This is a genomic window from Longispora sp. NPDC051575 (assembly GCF_040681875.1).
Classification (GTDB): domain Bacteria; phylum Actinomycetota; class Actinomycetes; order Mycobacteriales; family Micromonosporaceae; genus Longispora.
Window position 1 is genome coordinate 41,619 of sequence record NZ_JBFAZP010000005.1, and the last position, 18,900, is coordinate 60,518.

The window sequence follows — 18,900 nt, forward strand, 5'->3', positions numbered from 1 at the left end:
AGTTCAGTGGGTTTCACTTGCTCGCCGTCGACCATAGAGCTCGTATCGTGGCCGCGGCAGCCGACTCTGGCAGATATGGCTCTTCCCAGTTCACTGCCACGCCGATTTCGTCGAGTGCCCGACACAGAGTTCGAAACGTCACTTTGAGCCGCTCTTGGCCGTCATCCATAGAGACGAGCAAGGCGACCGGCCCTGCGCCTTCCGAACCTTCGACAACGCGTGCGACCGTCGCTGGAGGCCAAGCTTCCCTGTTGCCGTGCGGTTGGTTCTGGTCGGCCTTGATGTCGAACAGGACCACCTCATGGCCCTTCAGCACGATGCGGTCGTCTCCTTCCATCATCTGCCAGGGGTGAACTGAACCGTCGCCGTGCCGGGCTACCAGGTGTTCTCGAGCGACTCTCCCCGACGGGCTCAAGGCGACGTCGGCGGGAAGGCTCATTCCGAGCCACAGCGGCCGAGCCTCCTTGGGGCTGGCAGAGGGCCGGCGCTTGACCGGGCCTGGAGCCGGAGGCCTGTAGATCTTTCGCGCGTGCGACAGCCACTCGGCGTCAATCAGATCGCTTCGCGTCCACCATACGTCCAACTGTTCGCGAACCTGCTCGCACAGGCCTTGGTCCTCCGTCACCACCACGGCCTCGAGCAGGTGGTCACGGGAGTTCTGCGACGCGTTTGCTGAGCCAACTGCGACAACCGGGGGCTCAGACTCGATGAGAAGCACCTTCGCGTGCAGCCCTTCCAGGGACCGCACCTCGACACCTGAATCAAGCCACTTCGCGATGACCACGGGATCCACGCTGCCGGAAGAGACAACCCGATCCGAACCGTCAACGATGATCAAGTCGCCGGCATTCAGTGAAAGCAGGTCGTACGCGGCACCGCCAACATAGGCAATCGCCGCTCGCACTGGCCGGCCCGACCGCAGGTACTCGTCAAGACCGTCCCACACGTTGTCGGCGATGAGTCGACTCATGAACAGAGTCTGACATCGACGAACGGGGCTCGTCGCCGTGCCCCGTTCTGCCCGTTCCATGAAGTCGTCAAGAAGCGACATCGGCGGGATGGACTCGCAGACAAGCCGGCGCCTCAGCGCGCGGCTGCGGCAGCCGAACTGTGGCGCTCCACCGCACGGAGCCGGGACTGCTCCCTGAATTCGAACTGGTCGAAGCCGCCCGTCGCGCCGAAGCCCATATCAGCCACAAAGACTCATAACCTTCCGAAAGAATCCGTAAACTTGAAAAAAGGAGTGTTGTATGAAATGTCAACCTCGGCCTACCGGTCAAGGCGCCGTCGAGACCTGGTTCTGGCAGTGAGCGTCTACGGATTCGGGCTCGGCCCCGTGATGGACGTCTGCGACCACGCGATGACGTCCCCCCGCCACTTCGACCGCCACGGGCCGGTCGACGGGCCGGCGTTCATCCTGCGCCGCACAGCCCCCGGCGTGCTGCTGTCGAGCGGTCGCGACAACCGGCACTGGCAGCCGTGTATCGCCAGGCCCCTCGACGACATCGAAACGGCCGGGGACCTGCCCGACCTGCTCCTGCCGCTCAACGCCGAGTTCCCGATGGTGATCAACGGGATCAGCAGCGCGGATTCGATCCCGCTGAGCGCGCAGGTGTACATCGCGCTCAACCGCGACTGCCACGAGATGACCATCGACACCTCCGGCCCCGAACCCGCCGTCGCGTTCGTCAGCCAGAACCCGGGAACCTGGCCCGGACCACCACCGCCACGGAACACTTTCATGGTCGTCAAGGAGAAGTGATGCAGCCACACGAAGAGACCGCCCCGACACCGTCGGGGACCTTCTGGTTCCCGCTGTCCAAGGTGCTGCCGCTGGCCAGGCAGTCCCTCGCCGAAGCCGACCGCTCCGGCGAGGCGCGCCTGTGTGTGCTGCACCTGATCCGTCAGGGCGGCGCGGTGTACCTGATCACCACCGCCCCTGACGACGCCCAGGCCAACCCCCACGGCGTCTCACACGCCGAAGCGCTCCTGCCCCCAGCTGAGCGCGCCGACATGAGCCGCTACCTGCTGCCCGGATACGAGGTCTACGGCGACCTGGTTGTCAACGACGGCTCGACCGGACGCTCGGTGATCGCACAACTTGCCACGGCGGTCCGCCACGGTCACGACGCCCTGTGCGTCACCATGACCGGCTCGACGATCACCGCGGCCACGGCCCCGCTGCCCGACGGCCTGTAGCGCCCGCCCCGGCGCGCACCAACGCCGACCGCCAACCACACGCTTCGCGCCCGCGCCTTCCGGCCGGGCGCTTTCGCTTGCCCTGGAGAGGAAACACATGCAGACAGGCCCCATCGGCCGGCTCGCACTGATCGGAAGACTCGGCTCAGACGGCGAGGCCTTTAGCGCCTCATGGTTGCGCCACAGCGGTCACCCCGACAGCGTTCTGGCTCATTTGGCAGTCATCTGGGAGCAGACCTTCGCCCGCGACACCGAGGCGCTGACCGCACGGCTGCTCGCCGACAACTGGAACAACCTCGACCCGGACACCACCACCACCGCTGAGCACGCGGTTGGAGGCGTCGGGGTCACCGACGACCAACTTTCCGCGCCGGTGCAACAGAACCTGGGCGACGGATGGAAGAAGCTTGCCGGTCACGAAGTCGCCCACGGCACCTGGCTGTACCTGCTGGACACCAGAAGAGGAGAGGTGAGTGCCTATGAGGCCGTCTGGCACTTCGAATGGCAGGGCTACGCCTGCATCCCACTCGCCGACCTCGCAACTCCGGCGGCACAAGCCAACCTCCCTTCCATGCAAACCTGCGGACCGCTCCGTCAATGGGCGGCAGAGGACCAAATAGTCCGGCACATCCCCGCACTCGCAGGATTTCCGCCCCACCTGCTCCATCTCGCTCTGGCGGTCCTCGGCGAGGGCCGCACCGCGGTCATCCACGCCGAGACCCGCGAGAGCGGCACCGTCTGGCTGCCCGGTGGCGGACACCTGATCCGTGTCCTGGCCTCCGTCGACCACGGCTCGGGCACCGCGATCCTGCCTCGGCCGCTCAGCGGACCCAACCTAGCGGCGCCGCCGGCCGTTCTGGTGTCCGCGTTCCAGGTAGCCGACGCCTGCCAGGGCCTGAAGGAACTGCTCGAGGATCTGATGGCCTTTCACGCCGGACTGCAGGTCATGGCTCAGGTTGGGCACGACGCGGCCGACAACGTCGCCGAATGGTGGGCGCAAGACACTATCGGCAGCCGGGCCAGCGGCGACTGCGTCGCCGCTGCGCGCAGGATCCTGACCGGCATCGACGATGGCGATCCGGCTGTGCTCGACGCGCTTCCACCGATCCCGATCGACACCGACGACACCACCCGGAGTAACGGCACCCTCGTCGAGATCTACGAGGAGCGGGTCCAGTTCGGCCTGGTGTATCCGCGCCCTTGGGACGAGTTGAGCGCGTTTCAACGCGACCGGCTGCTCGACGCACTCGTCGTTGGCTTCGAAAGCCGTTTCCACGACGCGGTGGCCACCCAATGTCGCCTCGTCATCGGTCCCGCATAGCCGAGACCCCGATCCCGAACAGCGACCGGTAGAAGCCACCTGATCGGTACGACCTTGAACCACCAGCACTGACAACCGCCTCGCGGGCAGCCATCCGGCCCGCGTGAGGCGGGCCGGACCGTGTCCGCGAGGCGCCCTTCTCCGCCCCGGACCGTCACCGGCCGGGGCGCTTTCGCGCCCAGGAGGCACATCTCATGCGCACACCGCGCCCCCGAATTCCACTCGCCGTACCGGTGGCCACCTCGATCGGTGGTCGGCGATGACGAGCCCCGCCAATCCCGCCTACACGGCCACCGGCTTGCCCAAGCTCGGGGCCGGACAGCTACGTGCCCAGATCGAGAACGTCATCGCTTCCCAGCCGGACAAGCAGTGGTCACCGTTTGAGATCTTCGCCGAGCTCAAGGGCCGCTCACAGGCCGCCATCCGCAACGCCCTCAACCGGCTGGTCCGCCTAGGCCGCGCCACCACCGTCGCCGGCAAATACCAGTTCAACCCCACCGGGACCCCAGCTCAGGCACCGACGCCCAATCCGTACCAGGTCGTGTCCTCCTCCGGGCCGGTGCTTCGACCCAACGGCACGGCGTACTACCCGCGTGACCTGGCCGGACGCCGTGACGTCGACGTGCTGCGTCAGCTGCGCCAGGCCGTCATCCCCGTGTTGCTGTACGGGCCGCCCGGTACCGGTAAGACCAGCCTGATCGAGGCCGCCTACGGCAACGACCTGTACACGATCGCAGGCGATAGCGACACCACCGTCGGTGACCTCGTGGGTGACTACGTGCCGGGCGGGGCGGCTGGCGCCTACGACTTCATCGACGGCCCGCTCACCCAGGCGATGGAGACCGGCGGAGTGTTCTTCCTCGACGACGCCACCCTCGTCAGCCCGAAGGTGTTGGCGGCGGTGTACCCGGCGATGGACGGCCGCCGCCAGATCGCGATCAAGGGCAACGGCGGACGCATCGTGCGCGCCGAGCCGGGGTTCTTCTGCGTCGGCGGGCACAACCCCGGCGTTCACGGAGCCGTCTTGTCCGAAGCCCTGGCCTCGAGGTTCACGGTGCAGCTGGAGGTCACCACCGACTACGACCTGGCCGCCCGCCAACTCCAGGTCCACCGCGGGTTGGTCGCCGCCTCCCGGGAGTTGTGGGCCAAGGTCGTCGCCGGGGAGATCGGCTGGGCGCCCCAGCTCCGCGAGCTCCTCGGCGCCAAGGCCGTCGAGAAGGCCCTCGGCCTGGACATCGCGGTGGCGAACCTGATCGGCGCGGCACCCGAGGAAGACCGCGACGAGGTCACCAAGGCATTCAAGAAGCACCTCCCGAACATCGATCCGACCCCGCTGACGCTCGGCAAACAACTGTGACCGGCGGCCACCGCCACACCACGTACCGCGTCGCCCATCCGCGGCGTCCATCCCCACCAAGGAGACCCCACGTGCTGCACCCCGAATCCGTCGCCGCCGTCACCGAGATCCTCGGCGAGGTGGAAGCCCTCACCGAACACAAGGCCGGATGGGACATCGACCCCACCATCCTCGGCCTGCTGACCCCGTCCGACGCCAACGACCGGCGCATCCTCGTCCAGACGCTGCCCATCCCCAGCGGGCACTGGAGCACGCCGGACCCGCTGCGCCCGGGACAGAACCTTCCCTCCTCGGTCGTCCTCGGTGGCATCGCCCAGCACCTGGCTGGGGCGACGGCGCCGGAATGGTTCGCAGAGTGGGCCCGCCCAGCAGGGCACAGGGTGATCGCGGTGGCATTCATGGGCGAGTTCTGGGCCAGTGGCCGTATCGAGGGCTACGCCTACGGCGACCTGCGCGCCATGCCCGCTCTCGCGTCCCACGAGCTACGGATCGTCACCGCCCTCGACGTTGACGGCCGCATCCACGACGTCACCCGCGCACGCGGCACCGAACCCGTCAGCACGGTCAACGCCGAACCACCACAGCAGGCCCTCGACAGCCTCATCGTCGCAGCACTCCGCAACCTGCTGGCCGCCTGCGCCCCCCAATAGCCCGGCCCCGAACCTCCCCCCATTTCGATCTCGCCCCGCCGGTCCGCCGGCGGGGCACTTTCCGTCTTGGAGAAGCAGACCGTGAATCAACACACCACCACGATCAGCCCCGCTGGGCCCGCGAGGAACCACCCGCCGGTCGCGCCCGCCTGGGCGGCGATATCGGCCGCCTGGACCACCCAGGTCCAGGCCATCACCGGCCGCGACGACCTCACCGTCCTGGTCACCCCCGGCGTCGGCGGTGGCGCGCCCGCCTGCATCACCCTCGACGACGGGGTCATCGAAGTCGACGCCGACTTCGTCAGCGTCGACCCGACCCGCGTCGACCCCACCGACGTGGCCAGCCGCGACCTGTACCCGGTCGGCTGGGGCCTGCTCGTGCACGAGATCGCCCACGCCGAACACACCCGCTGGACACCCAACCCGCTCGAGCAGGTCGCCGCCGAAATGTCGACCCTGCTGGACGAAGCCCGCATCGAAGGACGCCGGATCGCGACCACGCCCTCTGACCGCAAATGGCTGCGCGCGTCATCCTTGCAACTGGACCTCGCGGACCTCAGGGCGCCCGATAGCCGCGTTGGAGCTGCCACCGCCGCCGCGCTGCTGCTGGCCCGCTCCGACGTCGGGATCCTCACCGCCCACGAGGTCGCCCCGGTCCGTGCCGCGATCACGAAGGTGATCGGTCGGCGCCAACTCGGCAGGCTCGAACAGATCTGGCGACGAGCCCTGCGTACCGCGGATGGCGACGACCGGGCGATGCGCGAATGGGGACGGCGCTGGTGCCGCGTACTGGGCCTGCACACCGAGATTCCCTTCCCGATCCCAGCCGACGGCGCGGCCGTGCTCGCCGACGCCGTGGCCGGTGTACTCGCCGTGATCAGCGCCGAGGTGGCGGCCATGATCGCCGACGCGCGGGCGGCACTGGCCGAGGCGCAGAGACGCGCCGACGAACGCGCCGAGCAGCTCTCGCAAAAGCAGGGCAGGAAGGCCGCCGCGGACAAGGTGTTCGGTAAACATGGCGCGAAACTGCCTCCGGGGCAGCGTGGACCGGCACGCCCGCCGACGGAGCAGGAACTCATCGACGCCAACCGCCTAACCCGAGCGCTACGCAAGGCAGCGCACCGCGAACCGACCGTCAACCACAAGACCTCGGCGCTGCCGCCGGGTCGTCTGGTGCCGCGGGCGGCGATGGCCGAGTACGTGCAGCGCAGCCTCGGACAGATGCCCACCGCCGAGCCGTGGAAGTCCACCTCCCGACAGGTCGATCCGCAGCCTCCGCTGCTCGTCGGGATCACCATCGACGTCTCGCCCAGCATGGACCCGTTCTTCGGACCAGCCGCGTCCATCGCCTGGGTCATCGGCCAGGCCGTCGGCCGCCTCCCTGGCGGCCAGTCCGCCTCCACCACCTTCGGCTCCCAGGCACGAGCACTCACCCGCCCGGGCCACAACCGAGGAACCGAGGTCCGTGAGCTGGTCGGCGAGAGCAGCACCCGGGACTTCACCCTCACAGTCCGCGCACTCGACCACGCACTCGGCCTGACCGAAGCCGGCAACGCCGCACGTCTCCTCGTGATGATCACCGACGGGGAGTTCTACCAACGCGAGGACATCGAGGGGCAGCGCGAACTGGACCTGCTCGCCCAAGCAGGCTGCGGCCTGCTGTGGATCGGACCGGAGAACTCCACCCCGATGACAGGCACCCAGGTCGCCCTACTGGCTGACGCCAGCCAAGCCGGCGAGGTCATCACCCGCGCCGCCGTCGCCGCACTGGCCAACCGCTGATGAGCGCCGCCCGCCGGCTCGGCTTCGCCGTGCAGACGGTCACGGTGACCCAGGCGGTCTACGACAACCTCGAACAGCGACGCACCACCGCCGGAATCACGGTCGATGCGACCCTGCGCGAGCTACTGGGCCTCCCGCCGGCCTCGCCGGATGAGGCCATGCCCGTCGGCCAGCGCATCCGCTGGAGGGAAGGCACCTCCCTCAAACCGCTATTAGACGCCGGCATGCTCAGCCCAGGGCAGGAGCTGACCTGGCACCGGCGCAGGCGTGCTGAGACGCACACCGCCATCGTGCGCTCCGACGGGCGCATCTTCGTCAACGGCGCCGCCTGCTCGACACCGGGCGCGGCGGCAAGGCACGTCACCCGCTCCGTCGGCCCGACCGACGGCTGGGCCGCGTGGCGCACCGCCGACGGCCACACCCTGCGCGACCTGCGGATCCGACTCGAGGTCCTGCGCAGCCTCGCCTCCGGATACGAGCAGAACTAGCGAACCCCGGCGAGCCCCGTGTACGCCACCGGCCGGGGCGAAGACCTCGGCCGGCTTCCACGCGGAGACCGCCGTTGCACGCACCGGCCGCGCCTTGCCACACCGGCCGAAGTCGAGCGTTCATGCATCCCGATCCATGCGTACCACCATCTGGAGGAACACGACATGTCCCAACCCACTCTGCCGCGGCCCACCGGGGCAGCCGGCCAGCTCCTGCGCCGGCCGCTGGACGACCTGGCCTGCGACGTCACCGCCGCCACCGCACAACTGCGCGCGCACCTGCAACACCAGCCGGCGGCGACTCTGCCGGATGAGCAGTCGCTGAAACGACTCCTCGCCTACGAGATCGCCCATTTGACCACCTGGCACAACACCTACACCGACCTGGAGCGGTCACTCGCCGACCAGGTCCTCCTGTCCGACGCCGACCCGCGAACGGTCCGGCTGCTGCGGCAGGCGATGGCGCTGATCGCCACCGGACTCAACCAGGCCCTCGACGGCGTCATCGCCGCTGACGCCGCGTTCGACAACACCCCTCAGTGATCCGCTCTGAAGTCGGGCAGGCGGTCGTGTTCACCGGCCGGTGGCGGCCCGACGACATCGCCACCGCCCGCCACACCCAGCCGAGCACCTAAGCCCGTCCTGCAGTGCCCAGCCGGGCGCCGTTTGACGGCGCCCGCTTCCCCAAGCAGAAGGCGATCCACTCACATGACAGACCACGCCCACACCAGTAACACGGCCCCACCCGTCAGCATCATCCCCACCGGCGGCGACACGTTCACGCTGCGCATCGGAGCGCACGCCGTCGCCTCTGGCGATCTGGAAGCGATCCACGAGATCCTCACCGGCGCCGTCACCGAGTTGCGCCAGTGGTGGACCGACCCGACCCACCAGCCCGGAGAACCGCTCGCCGCGCCCGACGAGTCGGCCGGGGACGCCACCGAGCTCCCGGACTGGCACGACTGGCTTCTCACCGAAGCCGCTCAGGAGGCGGCTCCGGACGTCTCGGTGACCGAGTTCCACCGCACTGACCCCGCCTTCTGGGAAAGCCTCGGCCAACTCCTGAACGCAGCCCAGCAACCCGTATCCGACGCGCCACCCCTGCTGCCTGACGGTGCCCAACGCATCGACCTGCTGCCGCTGACCGACTGGCAGGCGATGTGCACCGTCGTCACCGCCACCGGACGGACCGTGCGGACCCCGCTGTTGACGCGCCGTTACCTGACCCCGGCCGTCAGCGGCGTGGACGCCGCCGCCGGGGCACTGGCCATCATCGCCGCCGAGGCGGCCACGGCCGTCTGGGTGCACCGCGCCTGACCTGGCCTCGGGTTTCCCCATCTAGCGCCCTCATGCGCTGACCAATCAACCAGTACGTGGCAGCTCAAGCCACCCACCCCTGCGGCGAAGTCGCTTCAGCGCTTAGCGCCGGAGCGGCTTCGCCGTCTTCCTTCACAGGAGAAGCCCATGACGATACAACCGCACAGCCGCTCGTCCCGAAAAGGTCCGCCCGGACCCGCCGATAGCCGCCACACCCGACACGAAACCACGCCCACTCCGTCCGGCGGCGCGGGGTCGCCGCTCAACCAGCCGCTGGAGCCGCGCGGTTGGCAGATCCCGGCCATCGGGGCTATCACCGATCTGATCGGCTCCGGCGGACGGGCCCAGGTCCACGCGGCCTGCGGCACCGGAAAGACCCAGGTCGCACTCGCCGCGGCGCTGCGTTCCTGCCCGCAGGACGCGGTCGTTGTCGTCGCCTGCCCATCGCTGGGCCTGCTGGCCCAAACCCTGCGGGCATGGGCCTCGACCAGCCCCGGCGCGGTCCTGGCCGCGTGTAGCGACGACACGGTCACCGACGCGGCGGCCCGCGCTGCGGAACTGCCCTACACCGTCACCACCGACCCCACGCAGATCGCGAAGTGGTTGGGCGACCATTCTCGCGGGCTGCGATTGATCGGCACCACCCACGCCTCCGCCCTCGTCGTCGGACAAGCCCTCACGGCCGCCGACGTCCGCGCGGATCTCCTCATCATCGACGAGGCCCACCACGCCGCAGGCGACCCGGGAAAGCACCTCGCGCGCGTCCACGACGACCGAGGCCTCCCCGCCGAACGCCGGCTCTACCTGACCGCGACTCCGCAGTACTTCATCACAGGCGAGCACCGGCTTTCCATGCACGACGAGGCGATGTTTGGCCCGGTCGCCTACCGGTACTCCTTCGCCGAAGGCATCGCCGACGGCTGGATCGACGACTACCGTCTCCTCGTCGTAGCGGTCACCCGCACCGAAGCGCTCACGCTGTTGAAGAGCGCGATCGCCGCGTCCGGCGACGCTGGTTTGAGCCTGCACCAGGCGGTCATCGCCGCAGCGCTGGGGCGGGCCGCCGCCGAGTACGACCTGCGCCGCATCATCGCCTACCACCCCCGCCGCGCGCTGTCCCGGCAGTTCGCCGCCACCCTGGAGCCGACCCTCGCCCTGCTCGACACCCACCGACCCGACCTCCCCCTCTTCGTCGCCCACGTCGAGGGCGCGGACAGCGCCGCGCGCCGCGACTTCCTCCTGCGTCGCCTCGCCGAGCCGCCCGGCGGCGGCTGGGCGGTGCTGTCCAACGCGAGGTGCCTATCGGAGGGCATCGACATTCCCGCCATCGACACCGTGCTGTTCACCGCACCCAAGTCGTCGGCGACCGACACGGTGCAGGCCATCGGCCGGGCACTACGACGCGGCCCGGCAGGGCCATCGACCGCCACGGTCCTCGTGCCGGTCCTCGTCGCAGATGATCCCGCCGCAGCAGATTCCTCGGCGCAGGACGCCGGCTGGGCGACCGTGTGGAACGTTGTGCGTGGGCTGCGCAGCCACGATGATCTGTTCGGCGCGATGCTCGACAGCGCCCGCTCGCGCTTGGCCACCGGCGGCGTTGTCGAGATACCCGAGCAGATCCAGTTCCGGCTCCCCGACTCCTACGACAGGGACGCCTACCTCGACCACATCCGTCCGCTGCTCATCACCGCCACCACCCACGACTGGTGGGAGGGGTACGGGCACGCCGCTGCCCACCACGGTGCCCACGGCGACTTGCTCGTCCCCGTCACTCACATCAACGCGTCCGGGTTCGCGCTCGGCAAGTGGCTGGCCGGGCAGCGCACCCGCTACAACAAGAACCTCGTGCACCCCCAGCGCGTGAAGCTCTTGGAAAACCTCGGGATGTGCTGGCGGGTGAGGGACCTGCGCTGGGAGGAAGGCTTCGCCCACGCGCGGACGTTCCACGACCAGAACGGGCACGTCCGTATCCCGGTCGAGTACCGAAGCACCCACGACGGCTTCCCCGCCGGTTCGTGGCTTCACAGCCAGCGGCGAAAGCACCGGCTCGGCCGATTGGACCCGGACCGCGCGGCCCGCTTGACGGAACTGGGAGTCGAGTGGTGGCCCTATGAGGCCAACTGGGAACGCGGGCTCGCCGAATGCGCCGCGTTCCTTGCCGAACACGGACACCTGCGCATCCCCCAGAAGCACGAGACAGCAGACGGATTCCGGCTCGGCGCCTTCATCACCGCCCAACGAACCCTGCGTGAAGCTGGCAGGCTCAGCGATCAGCAGATCGCGGACCTAGAACAGCTCGGAATCAGCTGGAAACCGAGGCACGACAGGGCCGTACACATGCTCGAACACGCCGCCGACTACTACCGCGAGCACGGCAACCTCGACGTACGAGGAAACCACCTGGCGGCCGACGACTGCCCGCTGGGGCAGTGGATCAAATGGTGGCGGCGCAAACTCCCCGGCCAGGCCCTCACGGTCGAAATTCTGACCACAGAGATCAACCGTGCTGGCGACGCTGCCGCCAACACCCGCAGAATCCTGTGGGCTCGTGGGCTCGCCGCCGCAGGCCAGTTCCACACCATCCACGGGCACCTACGACCATCCAGCGACGAACGCGTCGACGGCATCACCCTGTTCACCTGGCTGTACAGGCAACGCCGCGCCTACGCCCAAGGACAGCTCAGCCAGGAACACGTTGCAGCCCTCGATGCACTCGGCATCGACTGGACCCTCAGAGCCGTACGCCACCGGCCAGGGTCCCTCGCCGTTCCAGACCCCGCCGCCACCCAGCACAACTGAACCAAGACCGAGCCACGCAACTGAACTACCCATCAGCTCGCGGCCGAGCAACCCGCACCCTCACGATCCACGACCGTTCAGGAGCCAACCCACCATGACCAACCTTCCCGAACCTGCCCGCGATGCCACCATCGCCTCTTTGACACCGATCCTGGACCACATGCGTGACTCTGGCCGCACCTGCGGCCTGAGCGTCGAGACTGTCAACCAGATCGCCGGCGCCTGGCGGCGTGTCCACACCGTCGTACCGATCCCCATCGCCACCCTTGTCGCTGACCTCGACGTCGACGCGCTCATCGCCAGTTTCACGGCCGCCGTACGCGGGCAGGGCAAGACGTTTCGCTCCGGCAGTACCTACGCCACCCGCATCCGGCTGGCGATGCGCGCCCACGGCGCGTGGATGAGCGGCGACCCCCACTGGTATCTGCTGTCGATCGGCGGCAGGACCGCAGCAGTCCGACGTCCGTTGGCCATGCCCGACGACCGGATTCGGACCGTGGTAACGCCGCTCCGCCGCGGCCTGGACATCCGGATGGACCTGCCGTGGGACCTCACAACGGCCGAAGCCGACCTGCTCGGGGCCTTGATCCGCAACCACGTCGACCCCGCCACCGGCCCGAACGACGTCGGCCCGCCGACGACTTGATCACCGCTGAGGAGTGGAGGTGCCATGCCGTCGCACAGACACCGGCGGGCACCGGCCAGGTCGGTACACGTCCGCCCGCAACTGAAGGGACCACAGTGACCATCACCCCCTGCGGCACCGAACCGGCCGCGCCAACCAGCTCGCTCATCATCGACGAGGGAGCCTTCAGGCGCCTGGAACGCGAGCTGCTCGACCTGGGCTTCGAACCGATCGTCCCGACCGAGGACGGGATCGCCATATTCCGGTGCGATGAGATCCCGGCCAGCGAAGGCGAAACCACCACCTTCGACGTCGTCTTCGACCGGCGCTCCTGCATGGCAACGGCGACCATCATCCCTGGCGGGGCCCACGAGTCGTGCGGGCCCCGCATTACGTTCAACGCCCGAGTCCCGGCGGTCACCCAGATCGTGACCCTGTACGGAGCGCTGAACCCCGACCCGGGTGGGGCCGTGGAGTCCATAGCCTGCACCTACCAGGTCAAGCCCTGGAGCGAAGGCACAGCCACGCCCTCATAGCCCACACGACGGCGAAGGAGGGGCACCCGACCGGGTGCCCCTCCTTCGCCATGCCGGTCCAGCCCCACAGAAGGAGAACCTCATGTCCCAGTCACCGGCGAAGCCCGAACCTCGCCTCACATCACCCAATGCCCCGTCCGAACAACCCGTGACAGGTTGGGCACAACCGGCCGCACCAACCGGCAAGATGGAGGCCGTGCTCCCCGAGGCAGACCAACCCGACGCCAGCGACTACAGCGTCGGGGACCCCGTCACTCGCAAGACGCGGCTGCTGGCCCGCAAATGCGACACGTGCATCTACCATCCCGGCAACCGGATGCACCTGTCGCAGGGACGCCTGAAGGACATCACCGACGAGGCACGGGCGGCCGAAAGTTACGTCATCTGCCACGAGACCACCCCCGAAGGTCGCGCGTCGCGCGCTATCCAGCCGGCGGTCTGCCAGGGGTTCTTCGAACGGTTCTCCACCAACTCGCTGCGCATCATCGGCCGCCTGTTCGGCTACCTGCTCGTGGACCCCGGGTCCTGGGCGACGTCGAACCCCACGTCCACTGGCGGCGCACCGGTGCCGGGCCGGACAATTGGCCCCGATCCCGATCCAGACATCGAGCCCGTGCCTCGGCGTGTACTTGGCCCTGCGCCGGGCCACTCCCATGTGGTGGTCGCCATAGACGTCGACGGGATGCTGTGCCCGACAGCCGGCGAGGACGTGACGCTGCTGGAGGCTGGCTACCAGCGGGTCGAGCTGACCATGCCGGACATCGGCGGGGACGCCCGCACCGGCTGGGTGTGGATCAACCCCGAGCACGGGGCACGGCTGGCCGCGCTCGCCGACAGCGGGGTTGAGTTGGTCTGGGCCACCTCCTGGGGCCGCAGGGCGGCCGAGTACCTCGCGCCCCTGCTGGGCCTTCCGGACATGCCGGTCCTCGACATCGGCTCCGACAACAGCCCCCGGTTCGGCTGGTCGCCGAAAATCGGGCCGATCCGCGCCTACGCCGCCGACCGACCGTTGGTTTGGCTGGATGACGAGTTCGGCGGAAAGGAGGACGACTGGGCACTCGTGCGGTCGGCCACGAGCCCGACCTTGTTGATCCGCACCACCGCACACCGGGGACTCACGACAGCTCAGCTCGACGCCCTGACCGCCTGGCTCCACGCCCAGACAACCACCGCCGACGCCGACTGAGAGGCGGAAGTGGCCCGCGGCGGCGGTCGAGAGTGACCCCGCGCCGGCCGCCACGTTGAACCAGTTGACCGCCGCTCGATAACCGAAACACCATATCCGGCACCCCGGAACAACCACCACGCCTGGACCCACACGTCCGGCCCCTCGAAAGGAACCCTCATGCCGCTGGAGCCGTACCTCGCCTACGGATACGAGCTGGGTGGACCCGGACGGTGGCGCCTTGAGGGCTTCGCCCCTGGCCAGATGCTGCGCACCGACTGGTACGACGACGCCGACCCGAGCTGCGACTTCCGGCAGGCAGCCTTCGAACACGTCGCCGGGAAGATCGGCAGCCCGGTCCTGCGCGACCGGGCCGAGGAGCGCCTTCCATGGCTGATCGACGAGATCGGCACCGTCGGTGACCCAGACCGCCCGGCCCCACCGCGCTACGTCCTCATCGTCAAAGACTCCGCCGAAGACATCCACATGATCGGCAACGCCGCCGTCGACAGCGACTGGGAGCCACTACTGGCCGCAGCCCTCGTGGAACTGGAGCTGGTGTCGGTCGACGACCGCCCGAAGTGGCTGCACTACGATTCCGGATCCGGCTACTGACAGCACGCGTCACGGGCACCTCCGGCCTCCAGCGCGAGACTTGGAACAAGCTCATACGTTTCGAACGTGCGCGGCTGGGTCGTAGTCCAGTGCCCAGGCCATCGAGGCGGGCAGCACCTCGGCGGGCCTCCAGCGGCTGGTCAGAATTTCGGCAACCCGTGGGTGGGAGTCGGGCAGTACGACAAGGGTGCGTCGCTCGCCGGGCGAGGCGATTCGGACAGGCGCAGCCAGGATCGAATCGCCCCAGGGCTCTAGATCGTTGGCCAGGCGACCCTCAAGACTGGCCCCGCTGTGAGGGGCCTCGCCTCGGCCGATCCGAAGCTGCTCCTCGAAGTCTTCGCTGGAGACCGAGGCCCAGATGCCGATGGTGGCGGTTCTGCCGTCGGTGAGCGGCACCGGCAGCAACACCCTGACGAACCCGCCCAAAGTTCGAGTGATCACCACCTGATCGGATACCCAGATGACCTGCTCGTCGAATTCGGTCTCACTCAGCTCCGCGACCGGCGTCGGCAACGAGAGGTTGAAGCGGGGATCGCTGGCATCCAAACCGTTCGCACAGCACGTACATGTCGGGGTTCGGCGGTTGGTCAGTCGACTCCAGAGGCTCACCCCGACGATCAAAGCACAAACGATCACCGCGTGCGGCCCGGAGGGACTGATCCCGGCCGGGGCCGGATGTGCCCGCCCCGGGGCGGGCCGCTCCGCCGCAAAATTCAGGTCAGATGGCTAAGGACAAGGGCAGAACCTCACCTCAGGTCTGCAACCCGGTCAGAAGCTGTTCGGCGAGCTGGAGGGTTTCCTCCGCTGGGTCGGCGTCGATGTCGGCTAGAGACGCGGTGATCGCTCGCCGCAGTGCGCGCACGGCGGTGGCGTCACCAAGCGCGGCACGGTGACGCATGGCGTGGCGGTAGGTGCCTTCTGCGGTGGGATCCAAAAGGATGGCCCGGTCGAGCAGGGCGGCTGATTCCGTGGGGGCGGTGGTGGCGAGCAGTTCGGCGAGGGCGATGTGGGCGTCGAGCACTCGGCGGGTCACCGTGCTGCGGTCGATGTCGATCCAGTCGATGTCCATGCCGTTGGCGAGTGGCCCGCCGTAGGCGGACAGTGCCTCGCGAAGCGCCCGGCAACGGTCGGAATCCTCAGACGCGGCGTCGTAGACAGCCAGCGCCTCGAACAGGCGCATCAGGTCGATGTCGAGCTCGTCGCGGCGGAGCTGGTAGTGGTGGGCGGTGCGTTCCAGGTACAGGCCGGGGCCGTTGACCCGTCGCAGGTAGGTACGCAGGTTCGAAGAGATCGTGTTGAGCCGGTGGTGTGCTGAGGCGACCTTCGCGTCCGGCAGCAGGTTCTCGATCAGCGCGTCCTTGGATGCCCGGCCTCCGTTGGCCGCGAGGTAGATGAGGAGCTCTTTGGCCTTGCCGCGCAGGCTGTCGCCTTCGGGGACCGGGTCCACACCACCGATGATGTCGAACCCGCCGAGCAGCGTGACCCGGACCGGCCTACCAGTGCGCCGCCCGGCCTGTTCTTCGCTGGGGCCGTCGACCTCGACGTCCAGCTCCGCTGGATCGTCTTCCTGGTGTGCTTGCCGCACATACAGGTCGGCCTTTTTCTCGTTGTGGGCTTGGTGATCGCTGGTCTCGGGTTCGGGTTGGGGCTGTCCGGTGGTGGCTTCGGCGAGCAGGCGCAGGAGGTCGCAGGCTTCCTCGGGATCCAGGACTGCCAGCCGGCCCAGATCGGCGGGGTGCTCGGAGTTGGCGGGTGCCCCGTCGGGGCGGGTCGTGGTGCCGTCTTCGGCGACGTCGACGGTGCTTCCGTGCGGCCAGTCGCCGAGGAGGATGCCGTGCAGGTCCAGACGCCGTCCCTGGGTGAGCAGGGCCGCGAGGCGCGCGGCGGCGTGCCGGGTGCTGCTGTCGGCGAACAGCACGACCGGGGGCATCGGCTCCTCGAGTGGGTCGTTGGCCCGGACGCCCGCGACATCTTCGGCCTCGTGGTCATAGACAGTGCGGGCGCGGAGCAGGGCGGTGGTGTCCAGGGCTTCCAGCGCCGCGTCGAGGTCGGAGACGACGGTCAGCCTGGGGGTACCGGCGACCTCGTTCGCGCGCGGCCCTATCAGCGTGGCAAGGGTGGTGGCGGGGATGAGGACGCGGCTGTGACGGTGCGGGTCGGAGACGTCGCCGTTGGCCAGGGTCGCGGCCAGCAGGCCACGTGCGGCGGCGTGCGCTCCGGGGCCGGTCAGTCCCAGGCCGGCCGGTGACCAGGTGGCGGTGTGCTCGCTGTCGAGGGCCGGTGTCACCGGCCCTGCGGCGGATGCCCCCGTCAGGGGCATCGGCTCACGGGGCGGTTGGTCGGCGTCGTCGGGGGACGTCGTGGTGCTCGTGACCGGGAGGGGGCTGGGGCCGGCGCGCATGGCCCGGCGGATCCTCCCGACGGTCTTGGGCAGCGGACGCAGGTCCGGGTCGTTGTCGCGCGCCGTGGGGGTCGGCGGGAGCGGGGTGTAGCGGCGCCGACGGTGAGCCCACACGGCGGCGGCTGCGGCGAGGATCGCCCCGGCCAAGCCGAGGTCCACCCACGAGTTGCCGGTCAGCCCCACACCCGGTTTGCTGGCGGTTGGGTTCTCGGGCGCGTCTGTTGGTCGGTGTGTGGTCTGAGGCGCCGGGGTTGTCGGCGCAGTGGGAGCCGTGGAAGGCAGCGGGGCGACGCCGTCGGTGCCTTGTGGGTGGCTCGGTGCCGCTGTTGGTGGGGTGCTGGGCTGTGGCGTTTGCGGTGTCTGGGTGACCGGGGAGGGCGGCGGGGATTCGGGCCGGTTTGGGGGTGCCTGCTGCTGGGAGTCTGCGGGCGTGGTGGCGTCGTCGGGGAGGGTGAGCACCCAGCCGGGTTCGATATGGTCCCCCCCGAGCATCCTGCCGGCCGAGTCATAGCGGTCCCGGTTGAGCTCGAAGATCTCGCGGTAGCGTTGCCCGTCGCCCAGGCAGCGTTCGGCGATGCCCCACAGGGTGTCACCGGCCTGGACTTCCAGCGTGGATTGCCTGCCGGCGACCTGCACGGTCAGCGGGCCGGTGTGCGCTGCGACCGCGAACCGCGGCAGGTCGAGGCGCGCCGGCTTCTCCGGCTCAGCGACAGGTGCCGCAGCGACAGGATGCACGACGGCTCCTGGCATCGCCCAGACCACCGACGAGGTGGGGGCCTGGGGGCGCGGTGCGGCCACGGCCACGGCGGCTGTGGCCGGACCCGGGGCGGGGGTCGCCAGGCCGGCGGCCGGGGTGGCCAGGATTCCGGCGATGAGCGCGGCTGCCATGCCCCGCATCGGAGAGGAAGTGCTGCGGTCACGGTCGGCTCGGCCGCTGAGCAGGACGAGGGATTCGATCAGGAGGCTGTAGCACCACAGCGCCCACACCGCCCACAAGCAGACGACGACCAGGCCGATGATCGTCTCGTCGGTGAATCCGGCGGTCAGCAGGTGCTGCCAACCGGCCGCGTCGGACGGCCACGTGTCGGGCAGCGGGTTGCCGAAGAACCTGACAAGGCCGGTGGGCACGCCAAACGTCATGGCGAGCACGGCCGCGACCGCCACGAGCCGCCGAAGCACGGTGAAGGCGATGCTCAACGGGCCCCTACGGAAGGGGTCGTGGGTCCTCACGGGATGCCTCCGGTGTGTGGGCCGGCGCTGGCGGTTGAGGTGACCAGCACGGTCGGACGGCCGAAGATCGCCAGGATCGGCGTACGGTGCCGGCTGGTCGCGGTGACATTGACCGTCACCCCGGTCACGGTGACCGTTCCGGTGGCTCCGGCCGTGTTCAGATAGTGCTGGGCCGCGGCCTGGGCTGCGCCAGGGTCGAGCACGAGGACGCCGATGGCGCGGTACGTGGCCAGGTCGATCTGCTGCGCCCCTGCGCGGGCGGCTTCGGCCGCCACGTCATAGCCGTGCGCCCTGGCGGCGAGCACGGTGCCGCCGCCGAGGAGGATCGCGGCCATCAGCACCACGGTCATGCCGATGTAGGCCACCGTTACGCTGACAGCTCCAGCGTCCCCACGCAGCCGTGGAATACGGGCAG

At 69.1% G+C, this 18,900-nt stretch carries 18 protein-coding genes; 14 read left to right on the forward strand and 4 right to left on the reverse strand.

The features are described from left to right. Positions 1–13: 13 nt before the first annotated feature. Positions 14–970, reverse strand: a complete 957-nt coding sequence (locus AB0M43_RS14565; RefSeq protein WP_363724675.1) for a phospholipase D family protein — start codon at positions 968–970, stop codon at positions 14–16. 336 nt (positions 971–1,306) lie between these two features. On the opposite strand from AB0M43_RS14565, the gene AB0M43_RS14570 reads away from it, so the two are divergent. The 14 genes from AB0M43_RS14570 to AB0M43_RS14635 all read left to right on the forward strand — a co-directional run bounded on the left by AB0M43_RS14570 (position 1,307) and on the right by AB0M43_RS14635 (position 14,854). Then, positions 1,307–1,762: a hypothetical protein gene (locus AB0M43_RS14570; protein WP_363724676.1), complete on the forward strand. Its 456-nt coding sequence runs from the start codon at positions 1,307–1,309 to the stop codon at positions 1,760–1,762. Then, positions 1,762–2,199, forward strand: coding sequence for a hypothetical protein (locus tag AB0M43_RS14575; protein ID WP_363724678.1), 438 nt, complete (start codon positions 1,762–1,764; stop codon positions 2,197–2,199). The genes AB0M43_RS14570 and AB0M43_RS14575 overlap by 1 nt, the downstream gene beginning before the upstream one ends. A gap of 97 nt (positions 2,200–2,296) precedes the next feature. Next, the gene (locus AB0M43_RS14580) at positions 2,297–3,520 is read left to right on the forward strand and encodes a hypothetical protein (protein ID WP_363724680.1); all 1,224 of its coding nucleotides are present in this window, start codon (positions 2,297–2,299) and stop codon (positions 3,518–3,520) included. A gap of 259 nt (positions 3,521–3,779) precedes the next feature. Next, positions 3,780–4,877 (forward strand): AAA family ATPase, encoded by a 1,098-nt coding sequence (locus AB0M43_RS14585; protein ID WP_363724682.1) that lies wholly within the window; start codon positions 3,780–3,782, stop codon positions 4,875–4,877. Positions 4,878–4,948: 71 nt separating this feature from the next. Next, positions 4,949–5,527, forward strand: a complete 579-nt coding sequence (locus AB0M43_RS14590; protein ID WP_363724684.1) for a hypothetical protein — start codon at positions 4,949–4,951, stop codon at positions 5,525–5,527. Positions 5,528–5,608: 81 nt separating this feature from the next. Beyond that, on the forward strand, positions 5,609–7,309 hold the full coding sequence (locus AB0M43_RS14595; protein ID WP_363724686.1) for a vWA domain-containing protein: 1,701 nt from the start codon (positions 5,609–5,611) through the stop codon (positions 7,307–7,309). Next, positions 7,309–7,797, forward strand: a complete 489-nt coding sequence (locus tag AB0M43_RS14600; RefSeq protein ID WP_363724687.1) for a hypothetical protein — start codon at positions 7,309–7,311, stop codon at positions 7,795–7,797. The genes AB0M43_RS14595 and AB0M43_RS14600 overlap by 1 nt, the downstream gene beginning before the upstream one ends. Positions 7,798–7,962: 165 nt before the next feature. Next, a complete protein-coding gene (locus AB0M43_RS14605; RefSeq protein ID WP_363724689.1) occupies positions 7,963–8,340 on the forward strand; it encodes a hypothetical protein in 378 nt (125 codons plus the stop codon). A gap of 165 nt (positions 8,341–8,505) precedes the next feature. Next, on the forward strand, positions 8,506–9,114 hold the full coding sequence (locus tag AB0M43_RS14610; protein ID WP_363724691.1) for a hypothetical protein: 609 nt from the start codon (positions 8,506–8,508) through the stop codon (positions 9,112–9,114). Between the two features lie 147 nt (positions 9,115–9,261). After that, complete coding sequence (locus tag AB0M43_RS14615; protein ID WP_363724692.1) at positions 9,262–11,913, forward strand: Helicase associated domain protein; 2,652 nt, start codon at positions 9,262–9,264, stop codon at positions 11,911–11,913. 94 nt (positions 11,914–12,007) lie between these two features. Further along, entirely contained in the window at positions 12,008–12,559 is a 552-nt protein-coding gene (locus AB0M43_RS14620; protein WP_363724694.1) for a hypothetical protein, read from the forward strand. A gap of 95 nt (positions 12,560–12,654) precedes the next feature. Then, positions 12,655–13,074: a hypothetical protein gene (locus AB0M43_RS14625; RefSeq protein ID WP_363724695.1), complete on the forward strand. Its 420-nt coding sequence runs from the start codon at positions 12,655–12,657 to the stop codon at positions 13,072–13,074. An 82-nt stretch (positions 13,075–13,156) separates the two neighbouring features. Further along, on the forward strand, positions 13,157–14,260 hold the full coding sequence (locus AB0M43_RS14630) for an HAD domain-containing protein (protein WP_363724697.1): 1,104 nt from the start codon (positions 13,157–13,159) through the stop codon (positions 14,258–14,260). A gap of 159 nt (positions 14,261–14,419) precedes the next feature. Then, complete coding sequence (locus tag AB0M43_RS14635; protein WP_363724699.1) at positions 14,420–14,854, forward strand: hypothetical protein; 435 nt, start codon at positions 14,420–14,422, stop codon at positions 14,852–14,854. Between the two features lie 51 nt (positions 14,855–14,905). Here AB0M43_RS14635 and AB0M43_RS14640 read toward each other — a convergent pair whose 3' ends face one another. The 3 genes from AB0M43_RS14640 to AB0M43_RS14650 form a co-directional block, all read right to left on the reverse strand. Next, complete coding sequence (locus tag AB0M43_RS14640; protein WP_363724700.1) at positions 14,906–15,475, reverse strand: DUF2199 domain-containing protein; 570 nt, start codon at positions 15,473–15,475, stop codon at positions 14,906–14,908. A 130-nt stretch (positions 15,476–15,605) separates the two neighbouring features. Further along, positions 15,606–18,485, reverse strand: coding sequence for a LysM peptidoglycan-binding domain-containing protein (locus AB0M43_RS14645; RefSeq protein ID WP_363724702.1), 2,880 nt, complete (start codon positions 18,483–18,485; stop codon positions 15,606–15,608). Then, on the reverse strand, positions 18,482–18,835 hold the full coding sequence (locus AB0M43_RS14650) for a hypothetical protein (RefSeq protein WP_363724704.1): 354 nt from the start codon (positions 18,833–18,835) through the stop codon (positions 18,482–18,484). The genes AB0M43_RS14645 and AB0M43_RS14650 overlap by 4 nt, the downstream gene beginning before the upstream one ends. Positions 18,836–18,900: the final 65 nt, after the last annotated feature.

Bases quoted from the DNA above. Each gene is read 5' to 3' on its own strand.
- AB0M43_RS14565 (WP_363724675.1), bottom strand. From the start codon at position 970: ATGAGTCGACTCATCGCCGACAACGTGTGGGACGGTCTTGACGAGTAC.
- AB0M43_RS14575 (WP_363724678.1), top strand. From the start codon at position 1,762: ATGCAGCCACACGAAGAGACCGCCCCGACACCGTCGGGGACCTTCTGG.
- AB0M43_RS14580 (WP_363724680.1), top strand. From the start codon at position 2,297: ATGCAGACAGGCCCCATCGGCCGGCTCGCACTGATCGGAAGACTCGGC.
- AB0M43_RS14585 (WP_363724682.1), top strand. From the start codon at position 3,780: ATGACGAGCCCCGCCAATCCCGCCTACACGGCCACCGGCTTGCCCAAG.
- AB0M43_RS14600 (WP_363724687.1), top strand. From the start codon at position 7,309: ATGAGCGCCGCCCGCCGGCTCGGCTTCGCCGTGCAGACGGTCACGGTG.
- AB0M43_RS14605 (WP_363724689.1), top strand. From the start codon at position 7,963: ATGTCCCAACCCACTCTGCCGCGGCCCACCGGGGCAGCCGGCCAGCTC.
- AB0M43_RS14610 (WP_363724691.1), top strand. From the start codon at position 8,506: ATGACAGACCACGCCCACACCAGTAACACGGCCCCACCCGTCAGCATC.
- AB0M43_RS14615 (WP_363724692.1), top strand. From the start codon at position 9,262: ATGACGATACAACCGCACAGCCGCTCGTCCCGAAAAGGTCCGCCCGGA.
- AB0M43_RS14620 (WP_363724694.1), top strand. From the start codon at position 12,008: ATGACCAACCTTCCCGAACCTGCCCGCGATGCCACCATCGCCTCTTTG.
- AB0M43_RS14630 (WP_363724697.1), top strand. From the start codon at position 13,157: ATGTCCCAGTCACCGGCGAAGCCCGAACCTCGCCTCACATCACCCAAT.
- AB0M43_RS14635 (WP_363724699.1), top strand. From the start codon at position 14,420: ATGCCGCTGGAGCCGTACCTCGCCTACGGATACGAGCTGGGTGGACCC.
- AB0M43_RS14650 (WP_363724704.1), bottom strand. From the start codon at position 18,835: ATGACCGTGGTGCTGATGGCCGCGATCCTCCTCGGCGGCGGCACCGTG.